The organism is Megalodesulfovibrio paquesii, assembly GCF_054653055.1.
On sequence record NZ_BAAIGQ010000007.1, the window covers coordinates 52755 to 71497 of the forward strand.

An 18743-nucleotide genomic window follows, 5' to 3' on the forward strand; every position below is an offset into this window, starting at 1 on the left:
CCGAAGATTTTATGCGCTGGCTTGATGATTTTGGCGCCAAAATCGTTTTTCCCGGTCAGGCAGCGCAGGGTGTTCGCGAATTGGGAGGCTTGGCGCCATGCACAGCGCGCGAGGCGGGCGGATGCGGGGGGGGCAGGTGCGAGATCCCGTTCGACGTGAAGGGGTTCGTGGCGGTGCCATTTGTGGAACAGGGCGCTGCTGCTGGTGCAGGATTGATCCTTGAGGAGCACGTCTCGGAATGGATGATCGTCTATGCGCATTCCTTGTCGTCCCTGTCGCGCGATCTATGCGCTGTGCGGCTGGGCGAGCAGCAGGATTCCATGCTGCCCACGCTGCATCCGGGCGATATCCTGCTTGTCGACAAAGGCGCAGTCAGCCCGGAGATGGCCGATCCGCAGCCGCCCGGCAACATGTTCATGGTGCGCGAGCCCGGGGGGGGGAAGGAGGAAGGCGAGGGGGTGGCCGTGAAGCGCGTTGTTTTTGACCGGGAAGGCTCAACCACGCGTCTGGTCTTCTACTCGGACAATGCCAAGGGGCATCCGCCGCGGATTTTTAACTTTGATAAAGTGTTTGGCGGGGATGTGCGTCGCGCGTTGATCGGTCGCATTGTCTGGGCCTGGAGCGACATGACGCGGAAATGAAACCGCCGCGAGTATTGCGCACTCAATAGACATCTGTACTGAAGATGCAACACCGGGCCGCCTGCAGGGCGGCCCCCGGAGGCGCAGGTCCCGTGAGTCAGGCAGAATCCTTGCATTTCGGCTGACGTTCCTCCACGAAATCCGATGATATTCCTGCCACTTTCGTTCGTGGCCATGACACCCGCGGTTGGCTGATGCCGCGAACGGACAGAGCCGCCGCCCGGGCGGCGGCTCTGTCCGGAAGTCACAATGTAGTGCAGCCTCATGCAGGCATCGCAGCCTCGCCGTCGGCCTGGGGGGTCTCGCGAGCTTCCAGGCCGTCCAGGCTCAGTATTTCGTCTGAAGAGAAGATTTTGCTCACATCCAGGATCAGCAGGAACCGTTCGTTGTGCCGGCAGATACCGCGGATGAAATCCGTTTTGACGCCAGTGCCCATGCGCGGTGGCGGATCAATGCTGGAGATTTCCACCTCAAGGACCTCCTTGACCGAGTCGGCGATGGCGCCGGTGGCCGCCACGCCGTCCCCCCGGGGGACCTCCAGGATGACGATGCGCGTGTTGAGGGTGCGCTCCGCCTCGGGCAGGCCGAACTTCAGCCGCAGGTCCACCACGGGGACGGCGCTGCCGCGGACATTGACCACCCCGCGCATGTAGTCCGGCGTGTGCGGAATGCCGGTGATGTCCGTCATGTCCAGAATCTCGCGCACGGAATGAATATCCAGCGCAAAGTAGACATTGTTCAAAGTGAGGGTCAACAGCCGCAGAAAGCCCTGATCTTGTGTCACCTGTTGTGCGCTCATGGTTGCTCGCTCTCCCCTGGTTTCCGGTTAGTGCGAGGAGCTGAACCGTTCGAAGTGGTGATCATCGTCTTCCACTTCAGCGGCGGTCAAATCCAGGGTCAGGCCATTGCGGTGCGCCGTGGTGGGGCGTGACGTGGCGGCCTTGCGCGTGGCAGGCTTGCGCGTGGCACGCGCACTGTGTGCAGGCGGTGCCTGGGCCACGCGCGCCGTGAGCTTGGCATCGGTAATGAAGAAGTCCATGGCGGCCTGGAGCTGCTCGGCCTGGGCGGAGAGCTCCTCGGCCGTGCTGGCCAGTTCCTCGGAAGCCGAGGCGTTCTGCTGCACCACCTGATCCAGCTGCTGCAGGGCCTTGTTCACCTGGCTGGCGCCGGAGTTCTGCTCCTGGCTGGTGGCGGCGATTTCCTGAACCAGATCGGCCGTTTTTTGAATGTCCGGCACAAGCTTGTCCAGGAGCGAGCCGGCGCGTTCGGCCACGGCCGTGGAGGTGGAGGAGAGCTTGTTGATTTCCGCCGCAGCCGTCTGGCTGCGCTCGGCCAGCTTGCGCACTTCAGAGGCCACCACGGCAAAGCCGCGGCCATGCTCCCCGGCGCGGGCGGCCTCCACGGCGGCGTTCAGGGCCAGCAGGTCGGTCTGGCGGGCAATTTCTTCGATAATGGAGATCTTGCCGGCAATTTCCTTCATGGCGCTCACGGTGTTGCTCACCGCATCGCCGGATTCCTTGGCGTCCTGGGCGGCCTTGGAGGCAATGGCCCCGGTCTGGCGGGCGTTTTCGGCATTCTGATTGATGGAGGAGGACATTTCTTCCATGGAAGAAGAACTTTCCTCCACCGCGGCGGCCTGCTCGGAGGCCCCCTGCGAGAGGGATTCCGAGCTGGCGCTCATCTGCTCGCTGCCAGAGGCCACGTTCTGCGCGCCCAGCTGCACTTCGCTGACAATCTGGGTCAGCCGTTCGATCATCTCGGCAATGGCGCGCAGGAGGCTGTCCTGCTCGGAACGCGGATTCATTTTGACGCGCAGATCACCTTCGGAGACCAGTTTCATCTTCTCGGCCACCTCGCGTTCGGCAGCGATGATGGCGGCGATGGCGCGCAGGAGGGTATCGTGCTCGGAACGCGGGGTGACCTCCACAGACAGATTGCCCAGGGAGAGCTGCCCGAGCTTGGCGGCCACATCCTGCTCGGCGGCGGCCACAGCGCGCATGGCCTCGGCCATCTGGCCGATCTCGTCTTTCTGGCGGATGGAGATTTCCTTGGTCAGATCGCCCACGGCCAGAGCCTGGGCCACTTCCACGCACTGGCGCACGCCGCGGGAGATGAGCCGGGACAAAAACACGCCCATGGCCAGCCCCAGCAGCACGGCCACGCCAATGGCCCAGAGCATGAGGGTGCGGTCCTCGAGGTAGGTTTCGCTCGCCTGGGTTGAGGCAGTCTCGGCCTGAAGGCGGTTTTCCTCGGCCAGCTCGCCCAGGAGTTGGTCTGGCAGGACGCCCAGGGGAGCCACCGTGGTGAGCAGGTAGTCCACGATGTAGTCCTTGTCCATCTTGGTCAGCACCATTTGCTGGAACTTTTTGATTTCCGCAACATAGGCCTGCTCTGCGGCGTGGTATTTCTCCAGCAGCTCTCGTTCCTTACTGGAAAGCTCGGCGCGGGAATATTCTCCCAGCGCCTTGTGAACATTGGCGAGATTGGTCTCCCCCCGTTTGATATAGTCATCAACATCTCGCTCGTTGGTGCTGACAAGCACCCGATATTGATTGCGTCCGAATTTGATGAACTCGGAATTGGCATCCGCGAGATCGACGATGGGTTGAAGATTATTGTTGTAGATGCCTTCCAGCATGCTGTTGATGGATTGCATGCCCGAGATGCCCAGCCAGCCGACACCGCCCATGAGCAACAGGATGATCACAGAGCTGGCCAGGAGCCGGGTGCCGATTTTCAGATTATTGAACCATTGCATGGAAACCCCCTCTCATTGTTGTTACCTCCCATGCGATCAAGATGAAACTGGTCAAGGAATGAATAGCGAATAAAAAAGAAAAAGAAAAGATTCCCCCGAGTTGTCTTGCAATCAGGTGGAGCAAATGATCTGTATTGTCCCTAGGTTGTTAGGGAATAATCCCTAAAACACAGGGTGATTGCCCCCGCGCACGGGCAGTCCCGTGCGCGGAAGAAGCAGCAGGGCGAGGATACTCTTCGATTTTTGCTTAGTATACAAAGGAAGTCAACGAGGTTGATGATGGCAATATCGTTAAGAAATAGAGGCAAATCTGGGCAGGCGCAGGCTCAGGACATGCTGAATATCCTCGGGCGTGTTGATTTGATTAGTGATTTATACAGCTGCAGGACCACGCTGGGGGCGAGGCTGCAGAGCAACACCGTCAGCCAGCCATCACGCCCCAAAGGCACGACGTGCAGCGCGGCAGCCACGGTGGGGACGAACACGGCAATGCACACCAGCCCCAGGCTCACGGCCACCGCGCCCCAGGCAAAGGGATTGCACGTCACGTCATTGACCAACAGGCCGGTGCCGGGTTCCCGCAGGTTGAAGGTGTGCCAGATGCGGGCCAGGGCCAGGGTCAGAAAAGTCACGGCCACGGCCTGCTCCTGGGTCAGCAGCAGCCGGTGCAGGGCCAGCCAGTAGGCGCCGAAGATGCTGGCGGCGATGACCGCACCATACACGAAGATGGCCGTCCAATGCCCGGCGGTGAGCACGGGTTCGCGCACTCCGCGGGGCTGGGGCGGGGGCGGCGCGCCTGTGCCCTGGCCCAGCCCCAGCGCCAGGGCGGGGAAAATATCGCAGATCATGTTCAGATACAGGATCTGCAAGGGCAGCAGGGGCAGCCTGAGTCCCAGGCCCATGGCCGCGCCGATGAGCATGAGCTGACCGACGTTGCCCGAGAGGAGGTAGACAATAAATTTGCGGATATTATTGAAGATCACTCGCCCCTGGTCCACGGCCATGGCCACGGTGGCCAGGGCATCATCCTTGAGCACCAGATCTGCCGCCTCCTGGGCCACCTGGGTGCCCCGCAGGCCCATGGCCACGCCGATGTCGGATTTTTTCAGGGCCGGGGCGTCATTGACGCCGTCCCCGGTCATGCCCACCACATGCCCGGCTTCCTGATAGAGGGCGATGAGATCCAGCTTCTGCTCGGGAGTGACCCGCGCGAAGACGTTGGTCTGCAGCAGCGCGTGCTTTTCTTCGGGGCTCAGGGTGTGGGTTGGCTTGAGATCCGCACCGGTCAGGACCCTGCCTCCGTCCTTGCCAGCGGCGTCCACCAGCCCCAGGGCCTGCCCCACGGCCAGGGCCGTGGCGGGCTGGTCGCCGGTGACCATTACCAGCCGTACGCCTTGCTGCCGCAGCCGGGCCACCACGTCGCGCATTTCGGCTCGGGGCGGGTCGGCCAGACCGGCCAGACCCAGCAGCGTCAACTGGTCATAGGGCGCAATCTGTGGGGACTCGACACGCTTTTCCGCCAGCCCCAGCAGGCGCAGGCCGTTGCCGGCCAGGGCGGCGTTGCCGTCTTCCCAGGCCTGCCGGAGCCCGGGCGAGAGGGGGAGGTCGCCGGCGGGGGTGCGCACCCGGCTGCACGCGGCCAGCACGCGTTCGGGCGCCCCCTTGACGGCCACGAGCACGCCATCGCCATCTTGATGATAGGTCGCCATCATCACTGTTTCAGGATCAAAGGCTTCCTCGCGCAGCTCAGGCAGATCTTGCAGCAGGGCATCGCGTTCCAGGGCCATGGTCCGCCCGGCCTGCAGCAGGGCCAGTTCCAGGGGGTCGCCGACCGGGTCGTCATCCTCGTGATTCAGCTGGGCATTGTTGCACAGCGTGCCGGCGCGGACGGCAGCTGCAAGCTGTGGCGGATGTGCCGGCGTGTTCTGGAACGAAACCGCTTCCGGTGCACCGTCCTGCCGGGCCAGAAGCAGGGAATCGAGGCGCATGCGGTTTTCGGTGAGGGTGCCGGTTTTGTCGGAGCAGAGCACATTGACCGTGCCCAGGGTTTCCACGGCCGACAGTCTGGTGATGACCGCATTGTGCGCGGCCATGCGCCACATCCCCTGGGCCAGGGCGATGGTGGCCACGATGGGCAGGCCCTCGGGGATGGTGGCCACGGCCAGGGCAATGGCCGTCTGGATGATGAAGGGCAGGGCCATGCCGCTGTGCAGCCCGGCCGCCACCACCACGCCCGCCACTGCCAGGGTGATCCAGAAGAGCTTGCCGCCCAGGCTGTTGAGCCGTTTTTCCAGCGGGGATTGTTCGGCCCTGGCCGACTGGGTAAGCGCGGCGATGCGGCCCAGCTCCGTGTGCATCCCCGTGGCCGTGATCAGGGCCAGACCGGTGCCAAGATGCAGGGCCGTGCCCTTGAAGAGCATGTTCGCACGCTCGGCCAGAATGGTGGATTCCGGCAATGGTTCCGCGGTTTTGTCAACAGGCAGGGACTCGCCTGTAAGCGCGCTTTCATTGGCCCGCAGCCGGGAGGATTCCACCACGCGCATGTCTGCCGCCAGCACATCGCCAGCCTCCAGGGCCACGAGATCGCCGGGGACGAGCAGGGGGGTGGGAATCTCCTTGACCCGGCCGCCGCGGATCACGCGGGCGGACGTCTGCGCCATGCGCTGCAGGGCGGCGATGGAACGCAAGGCCTTGAGTTCAGTTATAAAGCCAATGAGCACATTCAGCAACAAGGCCACGGCGATGGCCGCCACCTCCAGCCATTCTCCAAGCACGGCGCTCATGACGGCGGCGAGCACCAGCAGCAGGGCAATAAGATTCATCGCCTGGCGGAGCAGAATGGCATGCCAGGGCTCCTGCTTCTGGGCGGTGATGACGTTTTCGCCGTAACGTTCCAGGCGGGCGCGGGCGTCTTCCTCCTCCAGGCCAAGGCGGAGATCTGTCTTGAGCATGCGGGCCAGTGCGTCGGGCGTCACGGTCCAGGGAGGTTGCACAGGGGGGGCGGAATCAGGCATGCCGGCACCTCGATTGCATGTTCGGCATGAATCATGCAAGAATTTTGTTCAGGAGAGGATGTGTCAAAAGATACCATCAAAAGAAAAAAAACCATATACACACCATTCGTCCTGTGGCATAGGGTAATGGCAACCACCTGCTCCCTTAATTGATTTTGACAATGATGCAGGTGTATTGAGTGGTTGCGAATAAGCCATTCCCAAGGAGAAGACTGCAGTGCAGTTGGTGCGCAGCTGCAAGAGGGGAAGATGCTCACGCACGATTACGAGTCTGCTACGTGGCATCTTTGTGAAAATGCAATTTTTTCCTGTACAAAAATTTAAAAAGATGTGAATAGGTGCAGTAAATATCCGTGAAGCACTGCAGCATCCCACTTGTGGATGTATTGAAGATTCACGGATCTCACGCTGCGAGGGGAGCGGTAACCATGTCATAATTTGACAATCTTGGAGGGTAAGGAAATGACGTTCGACATCTCTACCTTCATGCGGCAGCGCGCGCAGCGATCGGCTTTTGCTGGCAGCACGCCGATCAAGAAATGGATTTCGCTTCCGAGGAATGGCAAGCGAACCCTCGATTTTATGGGGGAGCTTGTCGCAACCATCACGGAACGCAGCATGGTGCATTCGGAATCATCCGAGTGGAAGCTCTCCATATACAAGGCGCTTCCGGACCAGTACGTGTTTGCGTCCATGTTGCGCCTTACTGCGCCAGAACGGATGACGCTGTACAGTGCGCGAGTCTTTGATACACAGCAGGAACTTTGCAGCTTTTTGCTGGAAGGCCAGCACAGCCAGGTGGAGCTGCCACGCAAGCTGCTGCAAAAGGCCGGCATGCTGGGCGTGTGTGGCAAGATGCTGGAACGTTCCCGTCCTGCGGCGCCGCGGCGGCTGCAGTGGGGGGATGGCTGGGCGTCCGTGTGGCAGCTGCTGGCCCATGGCGGCTTTAACTACGCCGAGTCCACCAACGTGCCGCAATAGCGCCTTGGCCGAGGGGCAGCCCTTTAGGTGCCGGAGTCAGGCTGTTTGCGGATGCTCCAGCGGTGGCGCTGGCAGGGAAGCCCCGGTTGGCAGGCGCATCACGATGCGCGCGCCAGTGCCGGCGGGGGATTCCGCATGAATGTGCCCGCCCAGGTGTTCGACGATCTGCTTGCAGATGGTCAGGCCCAGGCCGGCGCCTTTTGCACCGGCCATGTCCGGATGGGCAAAGGCCGGCAGGCCGCTGACGTTTGTCATGCGGCTTTGGAAGAATTTATCAAAGACCAGTTCAAGGTCCTTGGCGGGAATGCCGGGGCCGTCGTCTTCCACAACCATTTCCACCATATTCGGATCATCTTCCGCCATGGAGGCCAGCAGGCGTATCTCGCCATGCGGGGTAAACTTGATGGCGTTGTGCAGCAGGTTCAGCAGCACCTGCTGCATGCGGTCCTTGTCCACCAGAATGGGGGGAAGGGGAGATGCGGGGCTGATGACCACGGCCAGATCCGGGCGCATCGCCAGATCGCCGGACACCGCCTGGGCCGCCTCATGCATGAGGTCTGACACGGCCACCGCCTCCAGCCGCCATTCCACCACGCCGGATTCGATGCGGTTCACGTCCAGCAGATCATTCACCAGCCGGGCCAGACGCAGGCCTTCCTTGGCGATGATGGTCAGGTTGGCGGTGATGGTGTCGGCCTTGGCGCGCAGGAGAGGGTCCGCCGTGGGGCAGCTCTCGACGTAGCGCTGAAACGCCTTGCCCGTAATCTTGGCAAAGCCGAGGATGGAGGTCAGGGGCGTGCGCAGTTCGTGAGAGGCGGAGGAGAGGAAGTTTGTCTTGAGCTGGTCCAGCTCGCGCAGCCTGCGGTTGCTGTGTTCCAGCTCCCGGGTGCGCTGTGCAACCTGATGTTCCAGTTCCTCGTGCATGCGGAGCCGGAACTGGGCTTCCTCCTTCTGGCGGGTGATATCGACGATGAACCCGTAGATGAAATCGGTATCGCCATCAGAGGCCCGGCGGATCCGGGTGGTGATGGCCGCCCAGAAGACCTCGCCATTCAATCTGCGCAGCCTTGTTTCAAAGGCATCAGCCCGGCCCTGGGTACGCAGCAGTTCGAGGTAGCGGTCCCGATCGGCGGGATTCTCGTAGAGCTGGGAGGCGATGTCGGTGATGGAAGATATCATCTCTTCCGGCGAGCTGTAGCCGATCATGCGGGAATATTCAGGATTCACCGTCAGGAAGCGCCCTTTCAGGGATGCCCGGAAAATGGCCACCGGCGCCAGCTCAAAGAGTTCCCGGTACTTGCGTTCCGCTTCCTGCAGTTCGGCTTCGGCGGTCTTGCGGCTGGTGATGTCCCGGAACATGCCTTCCACCCCCTGCACCATGCCGTGCCGTCCGGTGTAGAATCTGCTGGTCACAGCCACCGTCACCAGTGTTCCGTCCTTGCGTTCCAGGACGACTTCATAATCCTGTACCGATCCATGGCGCCGAATGGCTTCGAGCATGGCCGTGCGTTCGTGCGGGTACTTCCAGAAGGAATGTACGGGATGGTGGAGCACTTCCTTCATGCTGCCATAGCCGGTCAGCTCCAGGGCGGACTGGCTGATCATGAGCAGCCTGCCCTGCAGATCGGTGCGATAGAAGACATCGCTGCTGTTTTGCAACAGTGAACGGCAGGCATCTTCCTGCGACTGCAGAAACCTGATCTTGCCCTGCTGTCGCAGAATGACTGCGCCTGCAAGGAAAAATCCGGCCAGAAAGAAGAAAAAATTCGTCATGGCAGAATGGCGGCGCACGAAAAATGGAGAGCATGAAGTGCGCCACCTCACGCTTATTTCATGAAGATGTCTGGAAGACAAGAAAAAGAACACGCACCTCGCCGGTGCGACTGGATATGGCAGCCAAGGCAATGCGCCGGCCGAATCCTGTTCGACCGGCGCCTGAAGCAGGGGCGCGGTTGGTTATGCCGCATCCCCGCGCTGCATGTCGCGAATGAGGGACTGCAGCACCGCGGCCTGCCGGGCCAGCTGGGAGACAGCCTGCGCCGCCTCATGCATGGCCTGCGAGGTTTCTGCGGAAATGGTGCTGACCTGCTCGATGGAGCTGTTGATTTCCTCGCTGGCGGAAGACTGTTCTTCTGAGGCGGTGGCAATGGAGCGGACCTGATCCGACACAGCGTCCACCATCTGGACAATCTGGGCAAGCGCCTCACCGGAAGCGTTGGCCAGGGTTGTGGCCTCACTGATACTGCGGGCGGTGCGGTCCACATTGTCGATGTTGGTACGGGTGCCGTGCTGGATGCCATTGATGGCCGTGCCGACTTCCTTGGTGGCGGCCATGGTTTTTTCGGCCAGCTTCCGAACCTCGTCTGCCACCACGGCAAAGCCGCGTCCCGCATCGCCGGCGCGCGCGGCCTCAATGGCTGCGTTGAGGGCCAGCAGGTTGGTCTGATCGGCGATGTCGGAGATGACATTCATGATTTCTCCAATGCTCTCGGCTTTGTGTCCCAGGTCGCCCATGTCCCGCTTGAGGGCCTGGGTCTGGGATTCCACGTCCTTGATGCGCTGGACCACGCTGTCCACCACCTGTTCGCCCTCCTGCGCCTTGCCGCGGGCATGGTCGGAGGTTTCGGCGGCCTGGGAGGCGTTTTTGGCCACTTCAAGCACGGTGGCGTTCATTTCCTCCATGGCGGTGGCCGTCTCGGCCACACGCTGGGCCTGCTGCTCGGCGCCCTTGCTGGATTGCTCCACCTGCGCGGAGAGCTGCTCCGAGGCCGAGGTGACCACTTCCACCACCTGCTGCAGCTCGCCGGCCACGCGCACCATGCGCTGCATGGCCGCATCCGTCCGCTGACGGGCCTGGTCGGCTTCGGCCATGGCCGCCTGGGCCTTGGCTGCCTGGGCGTCGGCCGCTGCGGACTGCGCATTGGCCTCGGCAATTTTCTCCTTGAGGCTGCCCACCATGGAGTTGAGGCTCACGGCCAGTTCGCCGATTTCATCTTTCTGATCAATGTGCAGCACGCGGTTGTAATCGCCCTGGGCCACCAGTCCGGCGAACTCCACACCGCGGCGCACCGGGCCGACAATGGCCCGCGTGATGAGCAGGGCGATGACCGAAGCCAGCACCACAGCCACGGGCAGCCCGATGAGCATAAGCTGCTCGGACTGTCCAAGCTCATCGTCCGTTTCCGCCGCCAGCTTGGAGACGTTGTCCATGCCGGCCTGGGCAATGGCCTTGGTGAGCGCAAGCAGTTCCTGCGCAGTGTCCGAGCGCTTTTTGCCCAGGGCCGCAAGCAGCTTGGAGGCTTCGACCTGTTTGGCGATGATGGCGGAATACTGAATGATCAGTTTTTCAACGTCTTCCAGGGCCGCCCGGCGTTCCGGGTCCTCCGTGGCGCTGATGAGGGCCAGCAGCAGGGCGTCGGCCTTGGGAATGACGATGGCGGCCTGCTGAAACAGGCGGACATCATTCTGAATATCCGCATTAAGCGTCTTGACGCGGGCTTCTGTGATGTATTCTGTAATATCCGCAATGGATTGCAGCTTCTGTTGGCGGTCGAGCAGTCTGGAATTGTCTGTATCCTGCTCGATGTCGGCGACAAGGGCCTTGTTCTGGCTTTCGCGGTACTGTTTGAGCAGGGTCGCCACGTTGGCGGCCAGGGTCACCCGGTTCTTGCGCGCCGCCCACTGCTGTTCAACAGCCTCCTTGGACTGCGCCACCATGGTCTCATAGCTGGAAAACACCGTATTGGCGGTTTGCACGGCCTCGTTCAGTTTGACGAGATGCTCGTGCTTCTTGGCCAGAGTGGTCGCCTCGTCCAGGGTGCGCTTGAACTCCGCAAGCTCGGTCGTGGTCTGGGTGAAGAGCGCTTCCTCGCCTTCATTAATGTAGCCGCGCAGGGTGAACATGGCCTGCTGCAGATGCCGTTCAAGCCTGTTGGCGATGATGACCTCAGGCACGTACTCCAGGCGCATTCTGCTGGAGTATTCCTGGGCAGCGTTCATGCGGAGCAGGGCAAAGACGCCCAGGACGCAGGTGATGCCAAGCACCAGAACGAATCCGATGGTGATTTTATACGCGAGACGCAGGTTCTTCATGGGAAACAAATCCGGGGGAAAGGTGACGGCGCCTTGGGGGGTGCGCCGGAGGGACTGTCTGTTTGGCTGTTAGGTACATTCCCGCAGCCACAGACGTCAAGTGGCCTGAAATTAATTATCATTTGTAATTATGTGTAAGGAGCGGCGCTTGACGTGGGCTACCGAGAAGGGTACTCGACTGGTGACACGAAAAATAAATATGTACCATAAAGAATGAATGTATTCGTCAAAATGAGACGATCACAACATAACGATGAGAGGAATGCTGTGACTGCTCACTCGCCTGTCTCGGCCCTTGGGCTCTGGTTGTACGAAGTGGTTTTGTCCTCGAACATGCGTCGGCCTGCATTGGGGCTTGTGCTGGGAGGAGTATTGCTCCTTCTGCTTGGCAGCGCTCCGGCCCAGGCAATGCCCAAGGCCGACAAGGACACCCTGGTCTACTCCTGGACCTCCAACTGCGGCCCCCTGAGCCCGCATGCCTATTCGCCCAGCCAGATGTACGCGCAGGACCTGGTCTATGACTCCCTGCTGGCTTATGGCGAAGGCGGCGTCATCCTGCCGGCCCTGGCCGAACGCTGGGAGATTTCCCCGGATGGCAAGACCTACACCTTCCATCTGCGCAAGGGCGTGGTCTTTTCCGATGGCACGCCCTTTACTGCCGAGGTGGCCAAACAGAACTGGGAGGCCGTGCTCAAAAACAAGGACCGCCACAAGTGGCTGGAACTTATCGCCCAGCTGGACCGCCTGGATGCCCCGGATCCACAGACTTTTGTGGTGACCCTGAAAAATCCGTACTACCCGGCGCTGCAGGAAATCTGCCTCATCCGGCCCATCCGCTTTCTCGCCCCGGCCGGTTTCCCGGACGATGGCGACACCATGAAGAGCATCAAGGCTCCCATCGGCACCGGGCCGTACAAGCTGGTGGAAAGCGTGAAGGGCGAGTACGATCTCTTTGAAATCAATGAGAAATACTGGGGCGAAACGCCGCGGGTCAAGCGGCTGCTTGTCAAGGTGATTCCCGATTCCAACGCCCGTTCCGTGGCCCTGGAAACCGGGGAGATTGATTTCATTTACGGCACCGGCGGCCACGGCAGCGGGCAGATCGGCCTGGATGCCTTCCAGCGTTTCGCCTCCATGCCGGCATATGCCACCGCCGTCTCCAAACCCACGGCCACCCGGGCCCTGGCCCTCAATTCCAACCGCGGCGCCACCAAGGACAAGGCCGTGCGTCAGGCCATCCTGCACGCCGTGAACAAGGCCGCGCTCATCAAGCATATCTTCTACAATGTGGAAGTGCAGGCCGAGTCGCTCTTCTCCCCGAGCGTGCCGTACTGCGACCTGACGCTTGCCCCCTATGCCTTTGACCAGCAGCAGGCTGCCTCCCTTCTGGACGCCGCCGGCTGGACCCTGAAAGGGGACTACCGCGCCAGGGACGGCCAGGTCTGCGAAGTGGATCTCTGCTTTACCGGCAATGACGCGCTGCAGAAATCCATCTCCGAAGCCATCCAGGGCGACCTGAAAAAGGTCGGCATCAAGGTCAATCTCATCGGTGAGGAGCCGGATTCCATCTACGCCCGCCAGAAGAGCGGCGAGTTCGGTCTCATTTTTGGCGAAACCTGGGGTGCGCCGTACGATCCACATTCCTTCGTCTCCTCCATGCGCACGCCCTCCCATGCGGACTATCAGGCCCAGATCGGTCTGCCCATGAAGGCGGACATCGACAAGGCCATCAATGACGTCCTGCTCTCCGTGGACGAAGGCAAGCGCCGCGAGCTCTACGGCTACATCCTGCGTACCCTGCATGAGGAAGCCGTCTACCTGCCGATTTCCTACCAGACCATGATCGCCGTCTGGCCCAAGGACCGCATCGAAGGCGTCGCCTTCGGTCCCACGGACAGCGAACTGCCTGCGCAGGGAATTGGCAAGAAGTAGGGGAAGAGTGAGGAAGGAAAGAAGGAAGCCAGGGGGGATAATCCCCCCTGGACCCCTTTGCGGGGGGAACAGCTTCGCCAAGCCGTTTTTCCAAAAAGGACAAGAAGATGCTTCGGTTCATTCTCTGGCGTGTGGTGGTGCTGGTGCCGATTCTGCTGGCCGTGTCCGTGGCAGTGTTTCTGGTGCTGCGGCTGGGGCAGGGGGATCCGGCCATGGCCTATCTGCGGCTTTCCCAGGTCCCGCCCACGGATCTGAATCTGGCCCTGGCCCGCGAGGAGCTGGGCCTGGACCGGTCCCTGCCGGTGCAGTATGCGGACTGGCTGGGCAAGGCCGTGCGCGGGGACTTTGGCCGCTCCTACGTGACCAAAAACGACGTGCTGGGCGACGTGCTGCACTACCTGCCCAAGACCCTGCTGCTGGCCGGGGTGTCCCTGGTGCTGACGCTGGCCGTGAGCCTGCCGCTGGGGATGTGGTCCGCCCTGCGCAAGGATCGCTGGCCGGATCAGCTGGCCCGGGCGGTGTCTTTTTTTGGCGTGTCCATGCCCAATTTCTGGCTGGGCTTCCTGCTGATCTGGATCTTCTCGGTCAAGCTGAACTGGCTGCCGTCCATGGGATCGGGCGGGGTGGCCCATGTGATCATGCCGGCCATTACCATGTCCCTGATGTCCCTGGCCATCAACACCCGGCTCATCCGGGCGAGCATGCTGGAGAACATGCACGGCCGGCACGTGCTCTTTGCCCGCAGCCGGGGGGTGCCGGAGTCACGCGTGGTGGGGCGGCATATCTTTCTGAACGCCTGCATCCCGGTGGTGACGGCCGTGGGCATGCATCTTGGCGAACTCTTCGGCGGGGCCGTGGTGGCGGAAACGCTCTTTGCCTGGCCGGGGCTGGGCCGCTACGCCGTCTCGGCCATTTACAACCGGGATTACCCGGTGCTGCAGTGCTTTATCCTGCTGATGACCGTAATTTTTGTGCTGATGAATCTGGTGGTGGACATTGTCTACGCCTGGCTTGATCCGCGCATTCGCTTTCGGGAGGCTGCCGCATGAAGTGGTTGCAATCGCGTCATCCTGTCGTGCCCCTGGCCCTGGCGTTGCTGGTGGTCCTGGGGTTGGCCGGCGCCTTTGCGCCGGTGCTTTCGCCGTATGACCCGGACGAAGTGACCCTGGCCCTGAAGTTCGCCCCGCCCACAGCCGAACACTGGCTCGGCTGTGATCACCTGGGCCGCGATGTGCTGACCCGGCTGCTCTACGGCACACGGGTTTCCCTGGGCTGCGTGGCGGCCATTGCCGGCTGTATCTGCCTGCTGGGTCTGGTGGTGGGGGCTGTGGCTGGCTTTGCCGGGGGCAGGGTGGATGCGGCGCTCATGCGTCTGTGCGACGTGTTCCTGACCTTCCCCACCTTCATCCTGGCCATGTTCATGGTGGGCGTGTTGGGCACGGGCATGGGCAACGTGGTCCTGGCCATCACCCTGACGCACTGGGCCTGGTACGCGCGGATCATCCGCAGCCTGATCCTTTCCCTCAAGCATCGGGAGTATGTGCTTGCGGCGCGAGTGGCCGGCTCCAGCCGGCTGCAGGTGCTGGTGCGGCACCTCCTGCCGCCGGTGGCGGCGCAGCTGGTCATCCTGGCCACCCTGGACATCGGGCACATGATGCTCCACGTGTCCGGCCTGTCCTTCCTGGGCCTGGGCGTGACCCCGCCCACGGCCGAATGGGGCGTGATGCTTGGAGACGCCCGCCAGTTCGTCTGGACCCATCCCGAGCTGATCTTCTACCCCGGCGCCATGCTCTTTATCACGGTGATGGCCTGCAACCTGCTGGGTGACGCCATGCGCGACGCCCTGGACCCGGCCCTGCGGGAAATCGTGGCCCATGAACATGGCGCTCTGGAGGCGCCAGCCTGTCCTGCTCCAGTCACTGCAGGGCCAGCCAGTGCAGGCAATCCTGATGGCCCGGCGCAGGGGCTGGCCGAAGAGCCGGTGGAGGTGCGGGCATGAGCGGACAGCAGGATGTGCTCCTGGCATTGCGGGACGTGGCCGTGCAGGCGGCCAATGGCGTGGAGCTGGTGCGCGGTGTGCGTCTGGACGTGCGGCGCGGCCGGGTGCTGGGGCTGGTGGGGGAGAGTGGCAGCGGCAAATCCCTGACCTGCCTGGCGGCCATGGGGCTCCTGCCCCGGGGGCTGACCATGGTCCGGGGCGAGGTGCTGCTGGAAGGCCGGCCCATTCAGGACCTGCCGGCAGAAGAACGCCGCCGGCTGCGTGGCGGCCGGCTGGCCATGATCATGCAGAACCCCATGAGCTGCTTCAATCCTGTGGTTACCATCCGCACCCACATGCTGGAGACACTGCAGGCGCACGGGGCAGTGCAGTCCGGGGAAGGGCGGCACGGTCGGGAGACCGACGCGCGGCTGGCTGCGGCCCTGGCTGAGGCGGCCCTGCCGGATCCCATGTCTCTCCTGCCGCTGTATCCCTTTCAGCTTTCCGGGGGCATGCTGCAGCGGGTGATGATTGCCATGGCCCTGTTGCTGGACGCCCCCTGCCTGCTGGCTGACGAGCCGACCACAGATCTGGACGCCACAGCCCAGGCGCAAATCCTCGACGTGCTGGATTCCCTGCGGCAGCGCCGCGGCCTGGCGGTGCTGCTGGTGACGCATGACCTCTCCGTGGTGGCCCGGCTGGCCGATGACGTGGCCGTGATGCGCCATGGTCATCTGGTCGAGCATGCGCCAGCAGCGCAGCTCTACCGCACACCCCAGCATCCCTACACCCGCCGGCTCATGGCCGCGCATCTGGCCTTGTACGGGTTGCAGCTTGAAGACACCACCCGTCAGGAGATCCCCGCATGACTCTGCTTGCCATCGAACACGTCAGCAAAACCTACATCCGCGGCGGCTTCTTTTGTGGGCACGAGACGGTGCCGGTGTTGCAGGACGTTTCCCTGACCGTGGAGGAGGGCGAATGCGTGGGCCTGGTGGGCCGCTCGGGCTCGGGCAAGTCCACCCTGGGACGCATTGTCCTGGGCCTGGAACGGCCGGACGCGGGCCGGGTGCTGCTGCAGGGGCGGAACCTGCACAACCTGCGGCACGGGGAACGCAAGTCCGTGCGGCGCATGGTGCAGGTGGTGTTTCAGGATGCCGCCGGGTCCCTCAATCCGCGCTGGACCGTGGGCCGCAGCATTGCCGAGCCCCTGGGCAACTTCGAAGGGCTGCGCGGCGCAGCCTGCACGCGGCGGGTGCATGAACTCCTGGAGCAGGTGGGTCTCTCCAGCCGGGAGGCGGACAAGCTGCCCCACGCCCTCTCCGGCGGGCAGCAGCAGCGGGTATGCATCGCCCGGGCCCTGGCCCCGCGGCCGGCGCTCTTGCTGCTGGACGAGGCCGTGAGCAGCCTGGACATGCTGGTCCAGGCCCGGATTCTCGACCTGCTGACCGACCTGCGCGCCGCGCACCGCACGGCTTATCTCTTTGTCAGCCATGACCTGCGGCTGGTCCGGCGTTTTGCCGACCGGGCCGTGCTCATGGACGACGGGCGGCTGACGCCTGTGGATCTGACCGCGCTGTCGCCCGAGGCCGGAACCGCGTCCCCCGCCCTGGCCGCGCTGCTGGCCGGAGTGTTGCCGGCCCTGCCGCCCCAGCCATCCCAGCCGCTCCTGCCATCCCGGTCGGGCGCACGGACGCAAGCGCACTGACCGGTGCGGAGCCACTGTCAGGTGATCAGGGAGTCGGGGAGTCCACTGATCGTGGGCGATGCAGCGCAGGGCGTAGCTGCCGTGCCACTGCTCAATGCCCACGGTCCAGCCACCCCATCGAGTTCATGCTCCCCGGCCTGCGGCAGGCGCAGCAGGCGATAATACGGCACGCCGGCGCAGGCCTGGGGCAGGCCCATGGGCATGAGGGCTGTCGTCAGGGGCAGGAGGCTCAGCAGGGCCAGCCACAGCGCATACTGCACCGGACAAGACGGCATGGGCGGTACTCCGGAGGCGTCCGGCGGCTGCCTGCCAAACGGCAGACCGTGCGCGGGGCCGGCCTGGCCGTCGCGCCGGGATGGCCGGCGGCGATCGGGTGGAGCATGCCAGAAGCGGCCGGCCGGGGCTGTCCGCGAAGATCCTTACAAAAGCATCATCCCTGCAGCCGGCTAAGTAGCAGCCGGCAGGTGATTGGACTCGTCCTTGAGAAAGGCCAGGGTCTTTTCCGGCAGGGCCTTTTTGCCCGCCGCGCCCTCGCCGGCGGCTTCGACGTTGTCCAGGGCCGCCAGGTCTTCGGTGATGGTCAGCATCAGGTCGGTAAAGCGGGTCTGGTGGCGCAGGCGTTCGCGGGTGTCCTGGCTGAACCAGGCTTCCTTGAGCAGCTCGGCGGCGTGGTGGTGGATCATCAGCGCAATGGGCTTGGGCATGCCGGCATAAGTGCTCAGCATGGCGGTTTTCATCTCGTCGATGCTGTCCAGAAACTCCTGGAACTGCGCGGTCTGGCGCTCTTCTTCCATGCGGATGCGGGCGCATTCCTCCTGCAGGCGGATGTCCATCTTGGCCAGGCGATGCTTCAGTTCCACCTCGGCCACGGCCCGGTCGTGCCGCAGCTTGTCCAGCTCCGGCTGATGGGCCTGCTTCCAGGCGGCGGTCTCGGTCTTCACAGCCAGAAAGATGTTGGCGATATAGCTGCCGATATTGCTCCCGAGGTTGCGGGGGGAGGTGTCGGCATGGTTGTCGGTACTGTCGCCGGAAAGGGGGGAGGACGTCATGGATGATGCTCCTGGCGGAGAAATGCCTGCAGCCTGGGCGAGGTCTGCGCCGCGTCCGTCGTCACCAACAGCTCATGCAGGGCGTGCAATCGGGCGAACTGTAGGGTGGCGACAAGATCACGAATAGATTCAAGCGTTTGATGATAAAGTCCCAGCGAGATGGCTTCGCGCCGCGCCACAAGCTGTTCCCGCACCAGGGCAGCCAGCTCGGCCAGATTGCCGCGCTGCCGGAGGACGAGCAGCTCTTCCCGGGTGAACTGCCCCTGCTCACGCAGGGCCTGCCGGCGTGCGGTATGCCGGCGCAGAGTCCACTCCACCTGCCAGTGGGTCTTGAGAAAATACACCGCCAGCCACAGCAGGCAGCCCAGCCCCACCAAAAAAACCACCAGCCCACCTGAGGCGAGGGCAAACACCAGCTGTTCCAGCATATTCATGGAGGGCGCAGGCAGGGCGCCAGGGGCGGTGGGTATCACGGCTACGGCATCACGATCCGGAAGGGTGCGAAACTATTACAAAGCCCTCGGGAAAGAATGCTCTGTGTAGCAGCCGTCCGGCTCTGGCGTCAAGTTCGCTGCAGCAGGGGCTTCTCC

General features: G+C 62.9%; 15 protein-coding genes. 7 read left to right on the forward strand and 8 right to left on the reverse strand.

The features are described 5' to 3' along the window. Nucleotides 1-11 precede the first annotated feature (11 nt). Entirely contained in the window at nt 12-641 is a 630-nt protein-coding gene (locus tag ACYQ00_RS16675; protein WP_460033216.1) for a S24 family peptidase, read from the forward strand. 262 nt (nt 642-903) lie between these two features. Here the strand turns inward: ACYQ00_RS16675 and ACYQ00_RS16680 are convergent, their stop codons facing one another. From ACYQ00_RS16680 to ACYQ00_RS16690, 3 genes are all read right to left on the reverse strand, one after another. Beyond that, complete coding sequence (locus ACYQ00_RS16680; RefSeq protein ID WP_460033217.1) at nt 904-1440, reverse strand: chemotaxis protein CheW; 537 nt, start codon at nt 1438-1440, stop codon at nt 904-906. Nucleotides 1441-1467: 27 nt separating this feature from the next. Next, nucleotides 1468-3399: a HAMP domain-containing methyl-accepting chemotaxis protein gene (locus tag ACYQ00_RS16685; RefSeq protein ID WP_460033218.1), complete on the reverse strand. Its 1932-nt coding sequence runs from the start codon at nt 3397-3399 to the stop codon at nt 1468-1470. A 326-nt stretch (nt 3400-3725) separates the two neighbouring features. Beyond that, the gene (locus ACYQ00_RS16690; RefSeq protein ID WP_460033219.1) at nt 3726-6413 is read right to left on the reverse strand and encodes a cation-translocating P-type ATPase; all 2688 of its coding nucleotides are present in this window, start codon (nt 6411-6413) and stop codon (nt 3726-3728) included. Nucleotides 6414-6875: 462 nt separating this feature from the next. Between ACYQ00_RS16690 and ACYQ00_RS16695 the strand changes: the two genes are divergently transcribed. Further along, nucleotides 6876-7394 carry a hypothetical protein gene (locus tag ACYQ00_RS16695; protein WP_460033220.1) on the forward strand — a complete coding sequence of 173 codons (519 nt, stop codon included), beginning with the start codon at nt 6876-6878 and terminating at the stop codon, nt 7392-7394. Nucleotides 7395-7430: 36 nt separating this feature from the next. On the opposite strand, the gene ACYQ00_RS16700 is transcribed toward ACYQ00_RS16695, so the two are convergent. Next, nucleotides 7431-9167 (reverse strand): sensor histidine kinase, encoded by a 1737-nt coding sequence (locus tag ACYQ00_RS16700; protein WP_460033221.1) that lies wholly within the window; start codon nt 9165-9167, stop codon nt 7431-7433. Nucleotides 9168-9350: 183 nt separating this feature from the next. Then, nucleotides 9351-11486 carry a methyl-accepting chemotaxis protein gene (locus tag ACYQ00_RS16705; protein WP_460033222.1) on the reverse strand — a complete coding sequence of 712 codons (2136 nt, stop codon included), beginning with the start codon at nt 11484-11486 and terminating at the stop codon, nt 9351-9353. A 372-nt stretch (nt 11487-11858) separates the two neighbouring features. On the opposite strand from ACYQ00_RS16705, the gene nikA reads away from it, so the two are divergent. The 5 genes from nikA (at nt 11859) to ACYQ00_RS16730 (ending at nt 17104) form a co-directional block, all read left to right on the forward strand. Next, nucleotides 11859-13418, forward strand: a complete 1560-nt coding sequence (nikA, locus tag ACYQ00_RS16710) for a nickel ABC transporter substrate-binding protein (RefSeq protein ID WP_460033223.1) — start codon at nt 11859-11861, stop codon at nt 13416-13418. 107 nt (nt 13419-13525) lie between these two features. Next, nucleotides 13526-14467, forward strand: a complete 942-nt coding sequence (nikB, locus tag ACYQ00_RS16715; RefSeq protein WP_460033224.1) for a nickel ABC transporter permease subunit NikB — start codon at nt 13526-13528, stop codon at nt 14465-14467. Beyond that, nucleotides 14464-15417 carry a nickel ABC transporter permease subunit NikC gene (gene nikC, locus ACYQ00_RS16720; RefSeq protein ID WP_460033225.1) on the forward strand — a complete coding sequence of 318 codons (954 nt, stop codon included), beginning with the start codon at nt 14464-14466 and terminating at the stop codon, nt 15415-15417. Before nikB ends, nikC begins: the two co-directional genes overlap by 4 nt. Next, a complete protein-coding gene (locus ACYQ00_RS16725; RefSeq protein ID WP_460033226.1) occupies nt 15414-16265 on the forward strand; it encodes an ATP-binding cassette domain-containing protein in 852 nt (283 codons plus the stop codon). Before nikC ends, ACYQ00_RS16725 begins: the two co-directional genes overlap by 4 nt. Next, nucleotides 16262-17104 (forward strand): ABC transporter ATP-binding protein, encoded by an 843-nt coding sequence (locus ACYQ00_RS16730; protein WP_460033227.1) that lies wholly within the window; start codon nt 16262-16264, stop codon nt 17102-17104. Before ACYQ00_RS16725 ends, ACYQ00_RS16730 begins: the two co-directional genes overlap by 4 nt. A gap of 17 nt (nt 17105-17121) precedes the next feature. Here the strand turns inward: ACYQ00_RS16730 and ACYQ00_RS16735 are convergent, their stop codons facing one another. From ACYQ00_RS16735 to ACYQ00_RS16745, 3 genes are all read right to left on the reverse strand, one after another. Further along, entirely contained in the window at nt 17122-17379 is a 258-nt protein-coding gene (locus ACYQ00_RS16735; RefSeq protein WP_460033228.1) for a hypothetical protein, read from the reverse strand. Nucleotides 17380-17550: 171 nt separating this feature from the next. After that, nucleotides 17551-18153, reverse strand: coding sequence for a hypothetical protein (locus ACYQ00_RS16740; protein WP_460033229.1), 603 nt, complete (start codon nt 18151-18153; stop codon nt 17551-17553). Continuing rightward, nucleotides 18150-18626 (reverse strand): hypothetical protein, encoded by a 477-nt coding sequence (locus ACYQ00_RS16745; RefSeq protein WP_460033230.1) that lies wholly within the window; start codon nt 18624-18626, stop codon nt 18150-18152. The genes ACYQ00_RS16740 and ACYQ00_RS16745 overlap by 4 nt, the downstream gene beginning before the upstream one ends. Nucleotides 18627-18743: the final 117 nt, after the last annotated feature.